Origin of the sequence: Halalkalibacter wakoensis JCM 9140 (genome assembly GCF_000513095.1) — a bacterium.
Lineage (GTDB): Bacteria > Bacillota > Bacilli > Bacillales > Bacillaceae_D > Halalkalibacter > Halalkalibacter wakoensis.
The window spans coordinates 1-17,138 of the sequence record NZ_BAUT01000081.1 but is presented as its reverse complement, the minus strand read 5'-3'; the positions used below and the strand labels follow the sequence as shown (position 1 = coordinate 17,138).

The 17,138-nt window shown below is 40.3% G+C and carries 15 protein-coding genes and 2 pseudogenes; 7 read left to right on the top strand and 10 right to left on the bottom strand.

What is annotated here, in order from left to right; translation table 11 throughout:
* Window positions 1-1,003 precede the first annotated feature (1,003 nt).
* Genes JCM9140_RS19070 through JCM9140_RS19050 form a run of 5 tightly spaced genes read right to left on the bottom strand, consistent with a single transcriptional unit; the run spans window position 1,004 to window position 5,944 of the window.
* On the bottom strand, window positions 1,004-2,281 hold the full coding sequence (locus JCM9140_RS19070; protein ID WP_034750317.1) for a TRAP transporter large permease: 1,278 nt from the start codon (window positions 2,279-2,281) through the stop codon (window positions 1,004-1,006).
* Window positions 2,278-2,778 (bottom strand): TRAP transporter small permease, encoded by a 501-nt coding sequence (locus JCM9140_RS19065; RefSeq protein ID WP_034750314.1) that lies wholly within the window; start codon window positions 2,776-2,778, stop codon window positions 2,278-2,280. The genes JCM9140_RS19070 and JCM9140_RS19065 overlap by 4 nt, the downstream gene beginning before the upstream one ends.
* 29 nt (window positions 2,779-2,807) lie before the next feature.
* Window positions 2,808-3,851, bottom strand: coding sequence for a TRAP transporter substrate-binding protein (locus tag JCM9140_RS19060; protein WP_201769726.1), 1,044 nt, complete (start codon window positions 3,849-3,851; stop codon window positions 2,808-2,810).
* Between the two features lie 30 nt (window positions 3,852-3,881).
* Window positions 3,882-4,730, bottom strand: coding sequence for a fumarylacetoacetate hydrolase family protein (locus JCM9140_RS19055; protein WP_034750311.1), 849 nt, complete (start codon window positions 4,728-4,730; stop codon window positions 3,882-3,884).
* A gap of 17 nt (window positions 4,731-4,747) precedes the next feature.
* Complete coding sequence (locus JCM9140_RS19050) at window positions 4,748-5,944, bottom strand: amidase (protein ID WP_034750308.1); 1,197 nt, start codon at window positions 5,942-5,944, stop codon at window positions 4,748-4,750.
* A gap of 343 nt (window positions 5,945-6,287) precedes the next feature.
* Here JCM9140_RS19050 and JCM9140_RS19045 point away from each other — a divergent pair, with 343 nt between their 5' ends.
* The 5 genes from JCM9140_RS19045 (at window position 6,288) to JCM9140_RS19025 (ending at window position 10,343) form a co-directional block, all read left to right on the top strand.
* Window positions 6,288-7,850, top strand: coding sequence for a PucR family transcriptional regulator (locus tag JCM9140_RS19045; protein ID WP_034750305.1), 1,563 nt, complete (start codon window positions 6,288-6,290; stop codon window positions 7,848-7,850).
* Window positions 7,851-8,619: 769 nt separating this feature from the next.
* Window positions 8,620-8,895, top strand: a complete 276-nt coding sequence (locus JCM9140_RS19040; RefSeq protein ID WP_034750302.1) for a helix-turn-helix domain-containing protein — start codon at window positions 8,620-8,622, stop codon at window positions 8,893-8,895.
* A 104-nt stretch (window positions 8,896-8,999) separates the two neighbouring features.
* Window positions 9,000-9,488 (top strand): competence protein ComK, encoded by a 489-nt coding sequence (locus JCM9140_RS23340; RefSeq protein WP_081727776.1) that lies wholly within the window; start codon window positions 9,000-9,002, stop codon window positions 9,486-9,488.
* 32 nt (window positions 9,489-9,520) lie between these two features.
* Complete coding sequence (locus JCM9140_RS19030) at window positions 9,521-10,018, top strand: hypothetical protein (protein ID WP_034750296.1); 498 nt, start codon at window positions 9,521-9,523, stop codon at window positions 10,016-10,018.
* A gap of 112 nt (window positions 10,019-10,130) precedes the next feature.
* Window positions 10,131-10,343, top strand: coding sequence for a hypothetical protein (locus tag JCM9140_RS19025; RefSeq protein ID WP_052002384.1), 213 nt, complete (start codon window positions 10,131-10,133; stop codon window positions 10,341-10,343).
* A gap of 15 nt (window positions 10,344-10,358) precedes the next feature.
* Here JCM9140_RS19025 and JCM9140_RS19020 read toward each other — a convergent pair whose 3' ends face one another.
* A complete protein-coding gene (locus JCM9140_RS19020) occupies window positions 10,359-10,901 on the bottom strand; it encodes a transposase (RefSeq protein ID WP_034750293.1) in 543 nt (180 codons plus the stop codon).
* Window positions 10,901-12,432, bottom strand: a pseudogene (locus JCM9140_RS19015) (YifB family Mg chelatase-like AAA ATPase). Before JCM9140_RS19015 ends, JCM9140_RS19020 begins: the two are co-directional and overlap by 1 nt.
* 823 nt (window positions 12,433-13,255) lie before the next feature.
* Between JCM9140_RS19015 and JCM9140_RS19010 the strand changes: the two are divergent.
* Both JCM9140_RS19010 and JCM9140_RS19005 read left to right on the top strand, forming a co-directional pair.
* Complete coding sequence (locus tag JCM9140_RS19010; RefSeq protein WP_235715408.1) at window positions 13,256-13,405, top strand: hypothetical protein; 150 nt, start codon at window positions 13,256-13,258, stop codon at window positions 13,403-13,405.
* On the top strand, window positions 13,402-13,878 hold the full coding sequence (locus tag JCM9140_RS19005) for a type II toxin-antitoxin system VapC family toxin (RefSeq protein ID WP_034750289.1): 477 nt from the start codon (window positions 13,402-13,404) through the stop codon (window positions 13,876-13,878). The genes JCM9140_RS19010 and JCM9140_RS19005 overlap by 4 nt, the downstream gene beginning before the upstream one ends.
* Before the next feature lie 528 nt (window positions 13,879-14,406).
* On the opposite strand, the gene JCM9140_RS24725 is transcribed toward JCM9140_RS19005, so the two are convergent.
* The 3 genes and pseudogenes from JCM9140_RS24725 to JCM9140_RS24235 form a co-directional block, all read right to left on the bottom strand.
* A complete protein-coding gene (locus tag JCM9140_RS24725) occupies window positions 14,407-14,517 on the bottom strand; it encodes a putative holin-like toxin (RefSeq protein ID WP_235715407.1) in 111 nt (36 codons plus the stop codon).
* Window positions 14,518-15,463: 946 nt separating this feature from the next.
* A pseudogene (locus JCM9140_RS18995) lies at window positions 15,464-16,462 on the bottom strand (UDP-glucose dehydrogenase family protein); the annotation flags it as partial.
* A 475-nt stretch (window positions 16,463-16,937) separates the two neighbouring features.
* The coding region (locus JCM9140_RS24235; RefSeq protein ID WP_034750282.1) for a hypothetical protein at window positions 16,938-17,138 on the bottom strand (201 nt) is incomplete at its 5' end.

The window sequence follows — 17,138 nt, the reverse complement described above, 5'->3', positions numbered from 1 at the left end:
GGAGCATATGGACGGGTCTTTCGCTTCCTTCGTTTTGCGAAACTAAAGAAGCACGAGAACCGTCCCCATGCTTCTCCAACCTTTTTCACAAAATTTTTGATTGCCCCAGAAGAATGAAGTCGCGCTCCTCACAATCAAAACCAAAAGAAAAGCCTTGCAGAGATTTCTCTCCACAAGACTTCTTCACTTATTCTACTTAACTTGCAATCTTTCGACAAAATCTAGCAAACTTCGGGTGGTGCCAGGCACTGTTCGCCACGAAAAAGAATTTAATTTGACAAGCATCTCTCCACACTATAGTTGCATGAAGCTAGACACTTTTCGTCATTTTTCCACAAAAAAACACAATGAAAATACTTTACCATAGTGGGTCGTTGCAAACAACGATAAAATAGATCATTCATTTTTTACTACTAGTGTTACATAAACTACATCTAGTTCGTGTAGTTTATGTAACACTTCTCTCGATTTATTGTCCATAAAAGCACGCTGGAAGTGTTTAAAAAAAGAACAAAACCAAAAATCAAAGGAAAGATCAAAAGATTGAAACCCCAAGGGGCAGAGTGTAGAGTATCGCGACTTCATTCTTCTTGGGCAATCAAAAATTTCGCGAAAAAGATTTATGTATAGGAATAGACAAAGGCACAACGAGCAGATAAAATCCGCTAGTTGTGCCTTCTTTCGCGCAAAACTTCCAATTGTCCCCTGTTAGAACCGTCCCCCTGCTCCAAAACTTCTTTTTATACTTGAAGACAATATCAAGAGCATCCCATAAAAAAGCTTTGATTTTAGCTGATTGGAGTGAAAAAACAAGAATTTGTACAGCTATATCCAAATTACTGTTCATTTTTAGTCTAGCAGTTACACCTTCCAGCACTTCTGCTAGACTTATTAAAAAAATATTGTCCAGTTCTCTCGATTTATTGTTCTAGAACTCTTCCACTAGCCACAAAACGTAGTGGGTCATGGAACCTGTCCCCATGACCCACTTTGACCCACTCAATCAACTTCGATAAATCAGCTCTGGTAAGAACATTGAGATTTGCGGTATATATGTAATAATGGCTAGAACAATTAAGGAGATGAGTACAAACGGTAGCATTCCTTTTGATAAACTTAACAAATTATCCTTTGCTATTCCCATTAACACAAAGAGATTCAGCCCAAATGGCGGTGTGAACATTCCAATTGCTGAGTTAACTGTCATAATGACACCTAAGTGAATCGGATCAATCCCATACTGCAGGCCGATTGTATAAAATAATGGCGCTAAAATAACGATGAGAGAAGCTCCATCTAGAAACATCCCGGCAATTAAAATGATTACATTCATTAAAAGCAAAATGACAATCCTGCTATCTGTCATTCCTGTGATAGACTGAGTGATTTGAACCGTAATCTGCTCAACCGTCAAATACCATGAAAGAACCGAAGCAGCAGCTAAAATGATCATAACTGTTGCTGTCATTTTAGCCGAGTCAACTAGCACGTTATACATTTGCTTCCACGTAATCTCACGGTAAACAAACATCGATACAATAAAAGCATAAATGACTGCAACACCAGCTGATTCAGTCGGTGTAAACAAGCCTCCATAAATCCCCCCAATGATAATAACAGGAATCCCAAGACCAAAGACAGCGTCTTTCGTTCGGAAAAGAACTTCACGAAAACTCCAAGGCTCCTTACTCACCAAATTGTGCTTTTTTCCATATATCAAGCAATAAATAATAAAAATAATCGCAAAGGCAATTCCTGCTCCTAAACCAGCAATAAACAACTCTCCAACAGAAGCTCCTGTTACCGCTCCATAAACTATCATTGTTATACTTGGCGGAATAATAATCCCTAACGATGCAGTTGACCCAATTAATCCGGTCGCAAAAGTCCGGGGATAATTGGCTTTCATCATTGCCGGAAGCATCATACTTCCAATTGCGACAACCGTAGCTGGACTGGATCCAGAGATTGCTCCAAAAAATAAACAAGAAAGGACGACTGAAATGGCCATCCCACCAGGAATTCGACCAACCATCGAGTTTGTAAGGGCAATGACTCTTTTCGAAATACCTCCGGCGCTCATGATATTAGCGGCTAAGACAAACAGAGGAATGGCCATTAACGGGAACTTGTCCAATCCAGCAAACATTCTTTGAATCACGGTACCAGCAGGGATATCCGTGAAACCAACTAATGTAAACAAAACAGAACCTGCAATGGCAATAAACATCGGCATACCAGAAAAAACCAAAACCATTAACAGTACAAAAAACCAAATCATTCCGTCCCCTCCTCTCTTGTTGGGATTTCTCTCGTACGAATCCAATCTATAATTCTTACTAAAAACCGAATAGACATAAGAAATGTCCCTACAGGAAAGGCCAAATAGATGAACCACAACGGAATTTCCAAAGCCGGGCTAATTTGCCCAATATCTCTTAAATTACTTGTAACAACCCACCCGTAATAGGTAACAATAACCGTAAAGACTAAGGACGCTACATTTTGTATCCCATACATCAAATGAGCGAGCCACTTGATCGATGACTTTTCTAGCAAGGATACAGCAATGTGCTCATTTTTTGAGATTGCTAATGAAGAACCAATTAACACAATAATGATGATCATATAGCGAACGGCCTCTTCCGCCCAAACAACGCCTGAATTAAAGAAATACCTTGAGATGACATTGAAAAAAATGATGACGGAGGTTGATATAATTCCCAATGCAATTATAAATTGTTCCACTCGATCTAACTGCTTTAAAATGTAACTCATTACATTCAACCCCCATTCAAATTTAAAGCTTATTCAAGACTTTCAACAATTTCATATGTTTTTTCTAGCAAGTCACTTCCAATATCATCAACAAACTTTTCATGAACACTTCTTGTTTGCTCTTGGAATGCTTCTTTTTGTTCCTCTGTTAATTCATATACTTCTGTACCGCTGTCTTTAATCATTTGAATAAACTCTTCTTCTTGCTCCTGCGTCAATTCTCTTTCAAAACTTGTTGTTTCGTTCGCAGCTTCAAGGATAGCCGTTTGAATGTCTTCAGATAAGCCGTCAAACCATGTTTCACTTAAAATAAACGCATAACCTAAATAACCATGGTTCGATAAAATGGTGTAATCTTGCACTTCAAAGAACTTCATTTTCACGATTGAAACGAGCGGATTCTCTTGTCCGTCAACAACACCTTGCTGCAGAGCATTATACGTTTCTGTAAAAGAAATAGGGACAGGGTTTGCTCCTAATGCTCTAAATTGCTCTATAACGATCGGGCTTTCCATTGTTCTAATTTTTGAACCAACGAAATCATCTGGTGTTTCAATACGCTCGTTGTGAGTAAACTGCTTGAAACCACTTTCCCAGAACGCAATCCCTTTCAAATTTACATCACTTAATCCTTCTAACAACGCATCCCCTACTTCACCGTCTAACACCGCATATGCTGCTTCACGATTAGGAAAGATAAAAGGCAAATCAGGAAGCTGTAAGCGTGAGTCTACTGTTGATAGTTTAGCAGTTGGAATAAGTCCTGCTTCGACACTACCCGTCTGGATCATTTGCGCTACTTCTGAGTCATCCCCTAACTGGTTAGCCGGGAAAATACTGACCTCCACTTGGCCGTTTGTCTTTTCAGCTACAATTTCCCCGAATTTCTCTGCTGCAATATGCTGCGGACTGTCTGGAGCTAAGTCATGGTGCAATTTCATTTCAATAGTTTCACCGCTTGTTTCGCCTCCATCGGCCGTTTCAGATGAGATTTCTTCTGTTGTTTCGGAACTGCTGCCACATCCTGCTGCAAAAATGGATAAACCCAATACAACTGTAAGTAGTTTTTTCATAAAAATACCCCTCTTTTCTTCATCTTTTTTTTATTTCACACCGTTTTGAAGAGTTGTAAATCCCTCAATTCGACACTCAATCACATCTCCACTTCGAATCACGACAGGTCCCGGAGTTCCAGTTAAGATGATGTCCCCAGGAAGAAACGTCATCACTTTTGAATGAAACGATAGCAAATACCACGGGTTATAAATCATGTTAGAAACAAGGTTCTTGTGCTCAACTTCGCCGTTTAACACCGTTGATACTTGCAGTTCTTCCACATTTGCAATTTCGTCGGCTGTGATCAGTTCACCTCCGAAACTAAAAAACGTATCAAAGCTTTTCGCCCGTGTTAAGTAACGCGGATTTTGTCCATGAATATCAGCTTCCGTCATATCAAGTGCGGTTGTGTACCCAGCAATGACATGAGGGGCCTCAGCTTCCGTAATATTTGAACATCGTTTACCAATGATGATTGCGAGTTCTCCTTCCGCTGTCGTTTTTTTCGATTCAGCGGGTAAGTGGATCTTTTCACCTGGGCCCACCAACGTCGTATCTGGCTTAATAAAACTAACCGGGTCCGCTTTCGTCTTCTCAGCTAACGGGTGCGCCACATAATTCATGCCAATTCCAAGAATCTTATGCGGATGGCGGTACAATGGGCGGAGCTTTGCTTGATCAAACGGGATGGCATTTAAGTTTTCAAGCTGCTTCGCTCCATCTGTTCGGTACCATTGATTGAGTTCGTCCAACTGTCCAGTCGTAATCAAATCAAATAGATAAAGGGCCCAGTTTTGGTTGTACGTTTGATTGATTTCTTCTAATAGAACAAGCCCGTGCACCGCTTTAATCGCTGCTAACTCTTGTCCGTCTCTTTCAATCGTGACGAGTTTCATATAAATGCCCTCCTCTTTTAGACGTGCTCGGCGTTCGTAACTTTCTTCATATATGGCCTTTTTTGATTCACCCACTCAAGGAGCGAAATATCTTGATTGGCCCCTGCAATAAAGGAAAGTCCAAGCGGAATGCCATCTTTCTCACCTAAAGGTATCGTAATTTGCGGGACTCCTGCCAACCCTGCAATACAAGTCATCTTCAATGCGTTTTTTCTATGTTGATCCAGCTCTCCCCCAATTGAATTCTTCATTGGAGCAATATCGGGTGTAGTCAACATCATGAGCAAACTATGATCCCCGAGCAGGTCCCTGACTTTCGATTTAACGTCTTCTCTTTTAACTAAAGCAACTTCTCTCTCTTCTACTGCAATCGTTTTAGTCCATTCAAAACGCTCCTTAATTCCTGGACCAAATGCAGGCTTCACTTGTTCAATCCATTCTCCGTGATCTTCCCAAATCTCGTATCCTTGAAGTGTACGAAACGTATTCATCCAATCTTCTAATCCATCAGGAGCGAGAGTTATCTTTTCAACGACCCTAATTTGATTTTCAACTAGTTCCATAAGTTGCAGAAACAGTTGCTTACACTCTTTGCCTAGTAGTGGCAAGACATCCTCCGCGACAAGGATTCTCGAAAACTCTGGAGTTTTAATAGATTCATTAAGCAAAGTAAGCCCTACATCAAGAAGCATCTTCGGATCATTAGCCATCCAACCAACAGTATCGAAACTTTTTGCTAACGGGATCAATCCTTTTACCGAGACAGCACCATGGGTAGGACGGAAACCATAGATTCCACAATAACTTGATGGAATTCTAACTGAACCACCTGTATCCGTTCCTAGTGCAAAATCGACAAGCCCATCAGCTACCGCTGAGGCTGACCCACTCGAAGACCCCCCTGGTATACGGTCAGGAGCTTTTGGATTAAGAGGTGTACCGTAATGGTAGTTTTCGCCGTTTAAGCTATACATTAATTCATCTGTATGCGTTTGTCCGACTAACTCCGCACCAGCTTTTAACAGTTGTTTAATCACTTCAGCATGGCCAGCTGCAGGTTCATGTGTCAATTGCCAATCGGGATTGCCAGCAGTTGCGACATGATCTTTAACATCAAAGACATCTTTCACCGCAAAAGAAAGACCTGATAACAGACCATCTGCTATTTTATTCGTTCGTTTTTTACTAATAAAGGCGGTACAGCTTTCGCTCATCGTACACCTCCCTTCACGTTTTATGTAAATCATGCTTGTTGCCTTAACCTAATGTTCGTAATTATAGATCTATTAAAATTATTTCGTCAATAAAACCTTTGTTTTTTGTCATCTGTTCTAAAAAGACTAACTCTGTTTTGTTTTTTTGCACAAAAAGCAGAAAAACACGATGTGACATTATCTCTCATCCACTTTATACAACCTAAAACAAATAACTTTGTTAGATTTTCTTACGTCATCCGATTAAAGGAAGAAAATCTCCTATATAATAAAAACAAATATAACGAACTATTTTAATAATTTTAATTTGACAAGCATAGATCTTACAGAAGGAGGAATTGTCGTGAATCTAACTGTCGAAGAAGCATTAACGATCCATCCTTTTTCAAAAGCTAGACTCGTAGCCGGGAAAAAAGGAACGGCAAGGCTCATTAATTCAGTTAATATTATGGATGCACCTGATATTTATAAATGGACGAAATACGGAGAAATGGTCTTTACAACCGCCTATATCATGAAAGATAACCCTCTTCAAGCGGTAAAGATTTTGCAAGAACTTAACAACAAGGGGTGTTCCGGTCTTGGAATTAAACTAGGTCGTTATTGGAAGGAAATACCTAGCATCGTCGTTGAAGAAGCGGAAAAACTCCAATTCCCTTTACTAGAGCTGCCCTATGAGTTCACCTTTTCTGACCAAATCCGAGCGTTGTTTAACGCAGAATATAACAAACAGAAGGCTTGGTTAGAAAGCACAACGGATAGCAAAACGCTTAGCTCCTCTTCTGGATTATCACATAATATCGAATACTTTAGCCTCGTCAACACGATTGTTCACTATCCAATCGCCATCCTATCTAATGAAGGACAAGTCTTATTTAATACAAGTGATTGGACAGAAATTGAACTACTAGAAGATTGGATTTTGGATGAGCACTTTGAAAAAACAGCTAGCAGCAAAGGAGTTTGCTATCCAATCCAGTTAAATGAAGGGGAACACTTATATATGCTAGTGGTCATATCACCTGATTATCAGATTACTAGCGAAGAAGATACCTTATTCACAAAAACAGCAAATATGTTATCCAACCAGTTGCAGACCAGCTCAGATTTAAATTCCGAATCTCTATCCGATTACAGATCAAGCATTGTCATTGAAAAATACCTTGAAGACAAAATGAGCATTGACGATGTTACGGATTACTTAACAGAGAGCGAATTGACTGTTTTAAGCGGGAGTTACATCTGTACATTATTGAACTCCACCGATCCTAGCTTGCTCCAATCAATGAAAGAGAAACTAAGCACTCATCCTAAAGTAAGAACTTTCACAGCTAAGCATTACGTTCTTCTAGGTGGCATCTTTTCTATCTACTCTCATAGTGATGGCGATAAAGACACATCACCAGATATTAATCATTTAGCTAATAGCCTGTCCGATTTCTTAAGTGATACAGGACTTGAACAGAAAATGACTATATATATCAGCAATAGCAAAAAACAAGCTGTAAGTTTATTTGAGGGGTATTCAGAATGTGTGGAGACAAAATCAATTGCCGAACAATACAACTTCGACGATCCCATTTCAACCTATGATAATCTCGAATTTATCAGTTTACTCCGTCACATTCCAATTGAATACATGGAAAAGTACTATAACGGCCTCCTCCATCCTTTATTAACAAAGGAAAGCCAATATGGTCAAGAAATGCTGCACACCCTAGAAACGTATATCAAACACAACGGACAAGTTAACGAAACCGCTAAGAAGCTCTTCGTCCACCGCAATACCGTTTTATACCGACTTGAAAAAATCGGTGAACTAATCGATGTAGACACAAAGAAAACCAATGACATGCTCCGCTTGAAGCTTGCCTTTCTTTTTAAACAATTGAAGAATTGTGGTTGAGTGGTCACGGGGACAGGTTGAGATCATCAATTGGCTTTCGGCCCACAATCTAACTGTCTACCGCTTAAAGATACTTGTTACCAAGTACTCCAAGACTCGCTACGAGTGAGTGGCTAACTCTTGCTCGACGGGAATCCCACCCGCTATATAAGACGACCTTGCTTGGCCGCACTGCCAGGAACTGTTCTTCCACCGTTCATCTGCTTTATGTCGTTGCTATAAATAGTTAGCCAACATTTTAATAGTTAATTATAAAATTATCATGAAAGTCAAGTCCTAATCATGTATAATGAAAGTAAGATCAACCTAAAATAAAAAAGACCGGTTGCGTTAACACCCGGTCAACGCAACTACATGCCGCATGAAGAGCGGCTGACCAGAATTGAATGTATCTAAAAGAAGTAACCACCCATTTCTTGGTAGGAGGACGGGCGGTTACTTCTTTTTATTGGTGACTAGTGCGACAATCGCTACAAATGCGATAAACATTGGAGATCGTGACTTCACTCTTCTTGGGCAATCAAAAATTCTGCAAGCTTGTTTTATGTGGAAAAGATAAAGGCACAACGAGCAGATAAAATCTGCTCGTTGTGCCTTCTTTGTGCAAAACTTCCGATTGTCCCCTGTTAGAACCATCCCCACGCTTCCCATAACTGGGTCAAGGAACCTGTCCCCATGACCCACTCACCAAAATACCAAAACAGCCACTATAGTGTATGGTGTCTCTCTTTCATCGATTGCATAATGATGAAAAAAGGGAGACAGACATATGGCGAAAGATTCACTTAAGAAACAACTTAATAGCCATATTGGAGAATACATTCGTTCCATTCGAAATCAAAAAGGTCTTTCTCGTGAAGACTTGGCTGGTGCCGCCAATGTTAGCCTTACTCATTTAGGCAATATTGAACGCGGAACATCCAGTATGTCTACATATGTCCAAGCCAAAATTGCTAAAGGCCTACAACTAGATCATCCAAACGAACTTACGGAGGAAGCTTACGACAAAGTGTATCCTAACATGTCCACCTACACGTCGGATTAGCCGTTTCCTCCACATTTCATATGAACCAACCCTCTACTACAATCCCTTACTCTACATAACGACTAACCATATTAAAATATCCCCTCAAAAAAGGAGCCCCGCCCATGCCCAAAACCATCCTCCTTCACTATGAAATCAACCGCGACACCTCTGCCCTCTTCTCTGCTAATCATACCGATTATTACACCATCGTCTGGGAACGTGACCAGCTCTTTTATGTTAAAAAACCAATCCTCCAGCTCGTAAAAGAAGGCTGCCTCGAAGGCGGTGCCGAATACGATGGCAGAAAAACAGCTGTTGTATTCAAAACAGGCATTCAAAATCGGATCCCCATCCCTATTAACCCGATCGAGCACATTTATGCCTTTCCCACCCATTCACCGAAACTTCATGAATGTAGCTGGATTTTCTACCATCACATCAAAACAATCAAACGCCACCACAACCCGCACCAATCCCTTATCACCTTCAAACACGGAAAAGAACTTTTACTCGATATTTCCTACCATACGTTAGAAAGACAAGTCCAACGTACCTCTTACTGCATCGTCCAGTTCTCCCACCGAGATCATTCTTCTCCCTATTACTTATAAACTTTCATTCCCCATACAAAGGAGGCACCTCTATGCAAGCAGGTCACATCTCTCATTTCGCTAGTCTTAGTCCATTCAAATCGGTAAAACAATTTAACGACTCTACCAAAAAAGCACTAGAACTCCACGGTGATCACTTCACAAAAGGGGAGCACATCGCCCTTCTCAAACTAATCCAATTCAGCGTCAAACTACGAGGCGTTGCCTACGCAAAGATCTCCACTTTGGTTCAATCCACTCACAATGACAACAATGGGATCTCACGGTCAACCTTTGAACGAATGCTTCAAAAAGGAAAAACCCTCGGCCTTTTCACGATCCATGGCACAACTCGAAAAAAAGGCGGCGATTCGCATAATGTGTACATCTTTACCCGCTTTGACGCACCGGTTCAACAAAAATTGACAGACCGCCAAACTCCCAAAGAATCATATACACCAAGTCATTCACCGGCCAAAACGGAACGAGAAGCTCTTTCTTTTCAAACTATAAACAAAAAAAGAAAAAGATCTTCGAACGCACACGATTGATTCGCTCGATTATACATATGTTCCGTTTCATGTTCCAACCGCATTTGTAAAAGTGGTCAAACCCTTTTTCAACCGTGCAAAAGAAATCTGCTCACTCTGGGATCGCGCCACTATGGCCTATCGCTCACAAAAATTTGATCAACCGATAACAGACTTTCTACCTGCTATCATTCAAGCCTTTAAGCAAACCGTGTATCTTTATAAGCAAAATCGCATAAAAACGAGTTTTGTTCCGTACTTTTATGCGGTTGTATTAGGAGCACTTGTGGCGGAAAAAAGGAAGGTAGGTAGAGAGGAGATCTCCTTCTGGGGGTGGTTGGGTTGAAAATCAACAGGTTTGTTATCTTATCCCCTCACAATACAGCCTTCTTCTCTCATCCAATGTTCCTGCATAGTAATCTAATATCTCCTCTATAGTCATAAACCTTGGTTGCAAAGAGTTTGGGTTTTTGTATAAATAAAAACTACTCCATGGATAATGTTCTGGATACTTGACCATTTTTGCTTCAACTGGGTTGAGGTGAATGTAGCGACTTACTTCGATCATGCCCGTATGGTCCTCAATAATCTTGTCATAAAAACGCTTTTCGAAAACATGTCCGGTTAAGCGGTAACGGATATTGTAATAGTTGGAATATCGTTTGTTCATGAGAGCCATCAGCTTGGAAAGAGATTCTTCCTGAGATCGAAGTTGGAGATGGTAGTGGTTGGTCATGAGGCAATAGGAAGCTAATTCGAATGGAATCTTATGATGGAGCTGCTCAAGAATATGAAGAAAGGCTTGGAAATCCGTTGCAGAGCGAAACAGTGGATCGCGGCGGTTGCCACGCATGACGATGTGATAAAAGCGGTGTGGCTGCCAAACTCGTTTTGCTCGAGGCATTAGCTCTTCCTCGCTTTCGTTTGATCTTTTGAAGGGTAAGTCCGCCTTAAGGTCATCGCTTTCCAAATGCTCTCATCTGAAATCAAGTTCTCCCCAGCTAAGTCAGAAAGGTTCTAGCTAACCGGATCATTTTAATTTGAACGCGGTTGCTCCATTGTTGTTTGGATGAAACCTGGGTTAACATTTTTTGTTGATTGCTTGTTAGAGGACTTGTTTTTATGAGCTGTTCATATGGAACTCTTGCATTTGTAACCTCAGCTTGGTAGCGAGCATATTGTCTTTCTCTTGCTTGCTCAACTCTTCTTTGCACGTCTAAAGAAGACTCTCTTCTTTCTTCGGACTGTTCTAGATTAACAGGGTAAAGGGTGAGCAAAATATCGATTCGATCATAAATCGGACCGGACACACGGTTTTGGTATGCTTGAATTTGTTTGGGTGTGCAAGAACAATAATGCGTGTTAGAACCAAGATAACCACAAGGACAAGGGTTCATTGCACCGATGAGGAGAAAAGAGGCAGGATACGTCACGGTTGAGTGCGCACGGCTGATTGTCACGTTCCCTGTTTCAAGAGGCTGCCTGAGCATATCTAACGTTTTCTTTGTAAACTCGGCCATTTCATCGAGAAATAAAATACCATTGTGAGCTAATGAAACTTCACCAGGCTTCGGGTTCTGCCCTCCGCCAATGATCGCGACAGACGACGCAGAATGATGTGGGTGGCGATAAGGGACCAAATCTGGAGAGTCCAACTTCTCTTTTGCAAGTTGATACAAGCTAATCTTTTCCAACTGGGCTTGTTTGGTTAAGGGAGGAAAAATCGAAGAGAACGTCTCAGCAAGCAAGCTCTTCCCACACCCAGGAGGTCCACTCATCAACACATTATGACCACCGGCTGAGGCAACTTCAAGTGCTAGCTTTGCTTGCTCCTGCCCGATAATATCGGAAAAATCTTTTTGAAAGGTAACAGAAGATTCCGCCTCTTTTACCGGTAATGACCGAACAGGTAAAGTCAGTGGAACCCGCCCACTTAAATACTGCAAGACATCCGTTATGTGTTCAACCACAACACACTCAATCCCCTCTAGCATCTCAATCGGAATAAGCGGATCATATGGAAGAAATACTTTTTTAAACTCAAGTGCTTTTGCGGCAATTAAGGCTGGCAGCATGCCTTCCACTTTGACAATGGAGCCATCTAACGACAACGCGCCAATAAAAGCCGTTTCTCGCGGGATTTCCTCGCTGAAGTGCTTCCTCTCTTTCAACACCGCAATCGCCATCGCCAAATCAAACAAAGGCCCATTCTTTTTTTGCTCTGATGGCGATAAATTGACGACAATCTTCTGATCTGTTACATCACAATCAAGCGTCCGAATCGCTGACAACACACGCTCCTTCGATTCCTTCACCGAAGCATCCGGAAGCCCGACGATCACCATCGACTCTGTTCCTTTCGACACCTGAACCTCGACTTGCACACGGTACCCTTCCAACCCTTTTAAACCAATGCTTGATACATTTACGGTCATAGTAAGACCTCCTTTGGATAATAGAATTGCCGTTACGGAAAGACTGAAAAACAGAAAATGATGGATTTGAGTGGAATACAAAGATAGAGATTGATCGGAGTGACTTTTACATTTCGACATGATATGAGGGATTCCTTTTTATTTCCCGAAAAATATTCATCTAGAATTTTTGTAATGGTTAGTAAACGAACGAAAGTTGTATATGTATATATCTGATTGTCGAGGTTTGACCGGCACGTAACATTCTCTTTTAACAACGAATATTTTTATGTATAATGAAAATATAATAAAAAAGAGAAGTGCGCTAACACTACTCTCTCGCAACTTCTTCCGTAAGGGTGGCAGTTGTCAATGTTTCGTTTTTTTATGAGAAACACCCTTTTGCTTCCTACGGCGCGGGGGGGTTTTCTTGTGTTCTAATATGTTTTTCCGAAAGAAATAAGCGCCTACTTCACCGCACAATTCCTCTCAAAACTTCTCTTAGAATTTAAAAGAAATGTTTCCATGATTATCACCTCCTTTCCTTATCGTAAAGAAGTGTGACAACCAACCTCACAATATTCAGTTGCAATGATCACACTCTCTCGAACCCACTGACACGCAATGCAAACAGAAAAATGTTATAATACATTTATACCCTTCAGAAAGCAGGGATAAAATGAAATTTAAAGGAAATACCGTAAGAAGAAAACATAAAACAGCATATGATATATCGAAACCTCTCTTGGCTCATCCATTAATCAAGAAAAAGTTAATAAGGAAACACCCTCGCCTTAATATTCAAGTTCTGACTAGAGAAGAGCAAGATAAGGAGGTTAACGGAATGGAACAAAAAAAACAACGTCTAACAGTTGATGAGAAGTTAAAATTATTAGATGAACTAGCTGGAAGTGCTGAACGTTTTAGTTCAGAAGGAATCGAAGAAAGTATTAGAATCGCTCGCCGTGAGGACTGGGAGGAAAACGTAAGGTGACAGCATATCTAATTGATAACAACATCTGGGTTGCTCATGAAATGGGTTACCCAGATGTTGTTAATTATCTAAAAAGAATTGTTAGTAGTGGTAATGAACTTCATTCTAATACCATAATAGAAATGGAGTTAATGTCACACTTTGAAGTTGCTATAGATGAATCTATTAAAATGGGTAGAGAGAGATACATATCTTTAATTGACAAAACTTATCCTATCGATCAACAAATAGCAAGAAAAGCTGCTGAAATAAGGAGGGAAGCTAAATTAACAGGACATAAAGTTCCCAAAGGTCCAGACGCTTTAATTGCTGCTACAGCTTCTATTTACCATTTAAAGATTGTGAGTAATAATGACATTGACTTTGTGTGGGCAAGTCAAAACTTCGATTTCACCTATATTAATCCTATAAGCAGCAAAGACCATTACCATACTTTCCAGGAAGAGTATAAAGAAAGAAGACGCTTAAAATAAATCCGTAGATACATAGAAACAAGTGCCCTGGTTTTAAGCAAGGATTAATTTTAATATGAAATTCTTTTAATGAAGTATAAATTTAGGTATACTGAATATATAATAAAAAAGAGAAGTGTTAGCTTTTCGAGAACCACCCTTCAGCTTGCGACGGCGTAGGGTGGCTTTCTTGTTTTCTAGTAGGTTCAACCAACCACCCTCGCAATATTCAGTTGCAACTCTATATGATCACAATCTCTTACCCTATTAGCCTAACAACCTTCGACAAAACCTAACAATCTTCGGGTGGTGCCTGTGCACGGTATTCAACGATCGCTACTTAACGTTTTATTGATTGAATTTCAAAAAACAGCATGAAAGACAAGTCCTAATCATGTATAATAGAAGTAAGATCAAACCACAATAAAAAAAGACCGAGTGCTACAACACCCGGTCAAAGCAACTACATGCCGCATGAAGAGCGGCTGACCAAATCAAGTTGATGTTAAAAAAGAAGTAACCACCTACTCTTGGTCGGAGGACGGGCGGTTACTTCTTTTTATTGGTGACTAGTGCGACAATTGCCACAAATGCGATAAACATTGTAACGATCAATGTACCGAATTGTAATAGCGTATTCATTGCTTCATATGTCACCATTATATACACCCCCTTTCTTAGGGAGTGTCAACCGCCCATCAGCTTATGTAGTTGCTATAAATAGTCTAGCAGAGCCAACCTTTGAAATCTATCGCTAATTATGTTGGTGAGTGGCCTGTAAAAAGGTTTGCCGTTTTATGCATTTTTCTCTTGCCAAATACAACATACGCCAGCGACTAGGCCGACGTAGCCTGTACCGGCTACTGCTATTTTGTACATTAGGGGTCCTCCTGGTATTTGATTTATTTAATGTGTAGTAGATTGTTTTTAATTTATGGATAGAATAAAAAAACGTTCCTAGAAAATCAGGGACGTTTACCTTCTAACCTATCGACAAACTTCGAGGGATTTCGGGTGGTGCCAGGCACGAAAACCATCGGGTGGTGCCAGGCACGAAAACCCTTTGGTTTCTTTTACAAAACGCTGCACATTTAAAGTAGACTTAGATTACCGAAAAATAGCATCAAACGAATTAATCGTATATGACATCGAGTTGTCAGAATTCATCCATCGCAAGGTTTCGGTATTAAAAATTCATCACGAGGAACCTCTCCTAAATGAAACTGACATTAGAACCATTTATAATTCTTTCTCAAACGCAAATATTACCGATCCAGCAGTTAGAGAAGAACATACACGTGCATTAAAAGGAACTGCATCAGTAAAGAGCACAAATACTCATTCCACTTGTTCAATTTGCAATAAACCTGTCTCAGATAAAGTTAACGCGTATTGTTTATCAAATAAAAAATTTAACGGTCTAATCTATTGCTTTGAGCATCAGAAAGGCATTTAGTAATATCGCGAACCTAATACTTTTACCTATACTTGTATAGGTATATTCCTTATGGTGAAAATCCCTTGCTTCCCTTTTAACAGAGGAGTAAGGTTAGTTTGAGTTTCGACATAATCTAACAATATTCGGGTAGTGCCAGGCACGAAACCCAAGAGAAGCTGCTTCGCGCAAATCATCCGTTCCAGGCTTAAATGTTAGCCCTAACACCGCTACCTTCAGACCATTAAACGTAATTAATCGTTTACTCGCTTTTTTATATAACATTGTCTTCTGCTCTTCGTTTACATCAATCGCTGCCTTAACCGTTTTAAGCTCATACCCATTCTGTCTAGCAAGATTCTCTAATGCTTTCGTATCCTTCGGGAAGCATGAACCACCAAAACCAATACCCGCATTTAAAAACTTGCTTCCAATACGATCATCATAACTCATCCCTTTTGCGACATCCTGAATATCAGCACCGACTAATTCACAAAGGTTGGCAATGTCATTCATATAAGATATTTTCAATGCTAAAAAATCATTAGATGCATACTTGATCATTTCCGCTGATCTTCTATTTACAGAGACAATCGGCAAATAAAATGGTTCGTATAAGCCCATCAAAAGATCTTCTGCCCATTTACTCTCGGTTCCAATAACAACCCTTTCCGCATGAAGCGTATCATGAACAGCAGATCCTTGAGCTAAAAACTCTGGATTTGAAGCTACTTCCATTCTTACATCATGAACTAAGAAATCTTGAATAAACTGTTCGACCTTATCATTCGTTCCAACAGGTACCGTCGATTTCACAACGACTAAACAATCCTTTTCAACCGACTCCGCAATTTGCCTTGCGACGGTTGCAATATAGGATAAATTCGCCGAACCATCCGCTTGTTCTGGTGTTCCAACCCCAATAAAAATAGCATCTGCGTCCTTATAGGCAGATGCATAATCTGTTGTATAATCAATCCGCCCATCAGCATAATTCTTCTGCATTAACTCTTGCAAGTCCGCTTCATAGATGGGGGATACACCGGATTTCATAAGATTTACTTTTTCTTTATCTATATCAACACAAGTTACTTGGTGACCAACTTCGGCGAAACATACGCCTGCGACTAGTCCGACGTAGCCTGTGCCGGCTACTGCTATTTTGTACATGAGAGGTCCTCCTGGTATTTGATTTATTTAATGTGTAGTAGATTATTTTTAATTTATGGATAGAATAAAAAAACGTTCTTAGAAAATCAGGGACGTTTACCTTCTAAGCTATCGATAAATTTGGGTGATGTCTCAACTTAATTTGGAAGCATGAGAACCGTCCCCCTGCTTCCAAGAATCGTTCCCTTGCTTTCATTATATTAACCTTTCGACAAAAACTTACAAACTTCGGGTGGTGCCAGGCACGAAAACCATTCGTTTTGCGAACTAAAGAAGCATGAGTACCGTCCCCATGCTCCCGAAATAGTCCTAGTCTTGGACATGAACCTCATGATTTTAACTCAAAAGGTTCTCAGTTAGTCACTAATAATTAGAGAAGCAGCGGGACGGTTCTTATGCTTACTTAGAGGACCGAAGTATTTTTCTCATGAATACCGTGCGATGATTGCCAAACTGTTGGTGTTTAACAAAGGTGTCAGTTATTTTGGAAGCACGAGAACCGTCCCCATGCTTGAATTAAGTGATGAATCCATTCATCACTTAACCACAATAAAATAAAATTTAAAAATATGGCAGCTTCACCATTTATAATCGGCGCTTTAAGCAGAGGGACTGTTCTTTTGCTTCCTTCATTTAGCGAAACTAAAGAAGCACCAGAACCGTCCCCATGCTTCCG

Coding starts and splice junctions, on each gene's coding strand:
- JCM9140_RS19070 (WP_034750317.1), bottom strand. CDS start 2,281: ATGATTTGGTTTTTTGTACTGTTAATGGTTTTGGTTTTTTCTGGTATG.
- JCM9140_RS19065 (WP_034750314.1), bottom strand. CDS start 2,778: ATGAGTTACATTTTAAAGCAGTTAGATCGAGTGGAACAATTTATAATT.
- JCM9140_RS19060 (WP_201769726.1), bottom strand. CDS start 3,851: ATGAAAAAACTACTTACAGTTGTATTGGGTTTATCCATTTTTGCAGCA.
- JCM9140_RS19055 (WP_034750311.1), bottom strand. CDS start 4,730: ATGAAACTCGTCACGATTGAAAGAGACGGACAAGAGTTAGCAGCGATT.
- JCM9140_RS19050 (WP_034750308.1), bottom strand. CDS start 5,944: ATGAGCGAAAGCTGTACCGCCTTTATTAGTAAAAAACGAACGAATAAA.
- JCM9140_RS19040 (WP_034750302.1), top strand. CDS start 8,620: ATGGCGAAAGATTCACTTAAGAAACAACTTAATAGCCATATTGGAGAA.
- JCM9140_RS23340 (WP_081727776.1), top strand. CDS start 9,000: ATGCCCAAAACCATCCTCCTTCACTATGAAATCAACCGCGACACCTCT.
- JCM9140_RS19030 (WP_034750296.1), top strand. CDS start 9,521: ATGCAAGCAGGTCACATCTCTCATTTCGCTAGTCTTAGTCCATTCAAA.
- JCM9140_RS19025 (WP_052002384.1), top strand. CDS start 10,131: ATGGCCTATCGCTCACAAAAATTTGATCAACCGATAACAGACTTTCTA.
- JCM9140_RS19020 (WP_034750293.1), bottom strand. CDS start 10,901: ATGCCTCGAGCAAAACGAGTTTGGCAGCCACACCGCTTTTATCACATC.
- JCM9140_RS19010 (WP_235715408.1), top strand. CDS start 13,256: ATGGAACAAAAAAAACAACGTCTAACAGTTGATGAGAAGTTAAAATTA.
- JCM9140_RS24725 (WP_235715407.1), bottom strand. CDS start 14,517: ATGGTGACATATGAAGCAATGAATACGCTATTACAATTCGGTACATTG.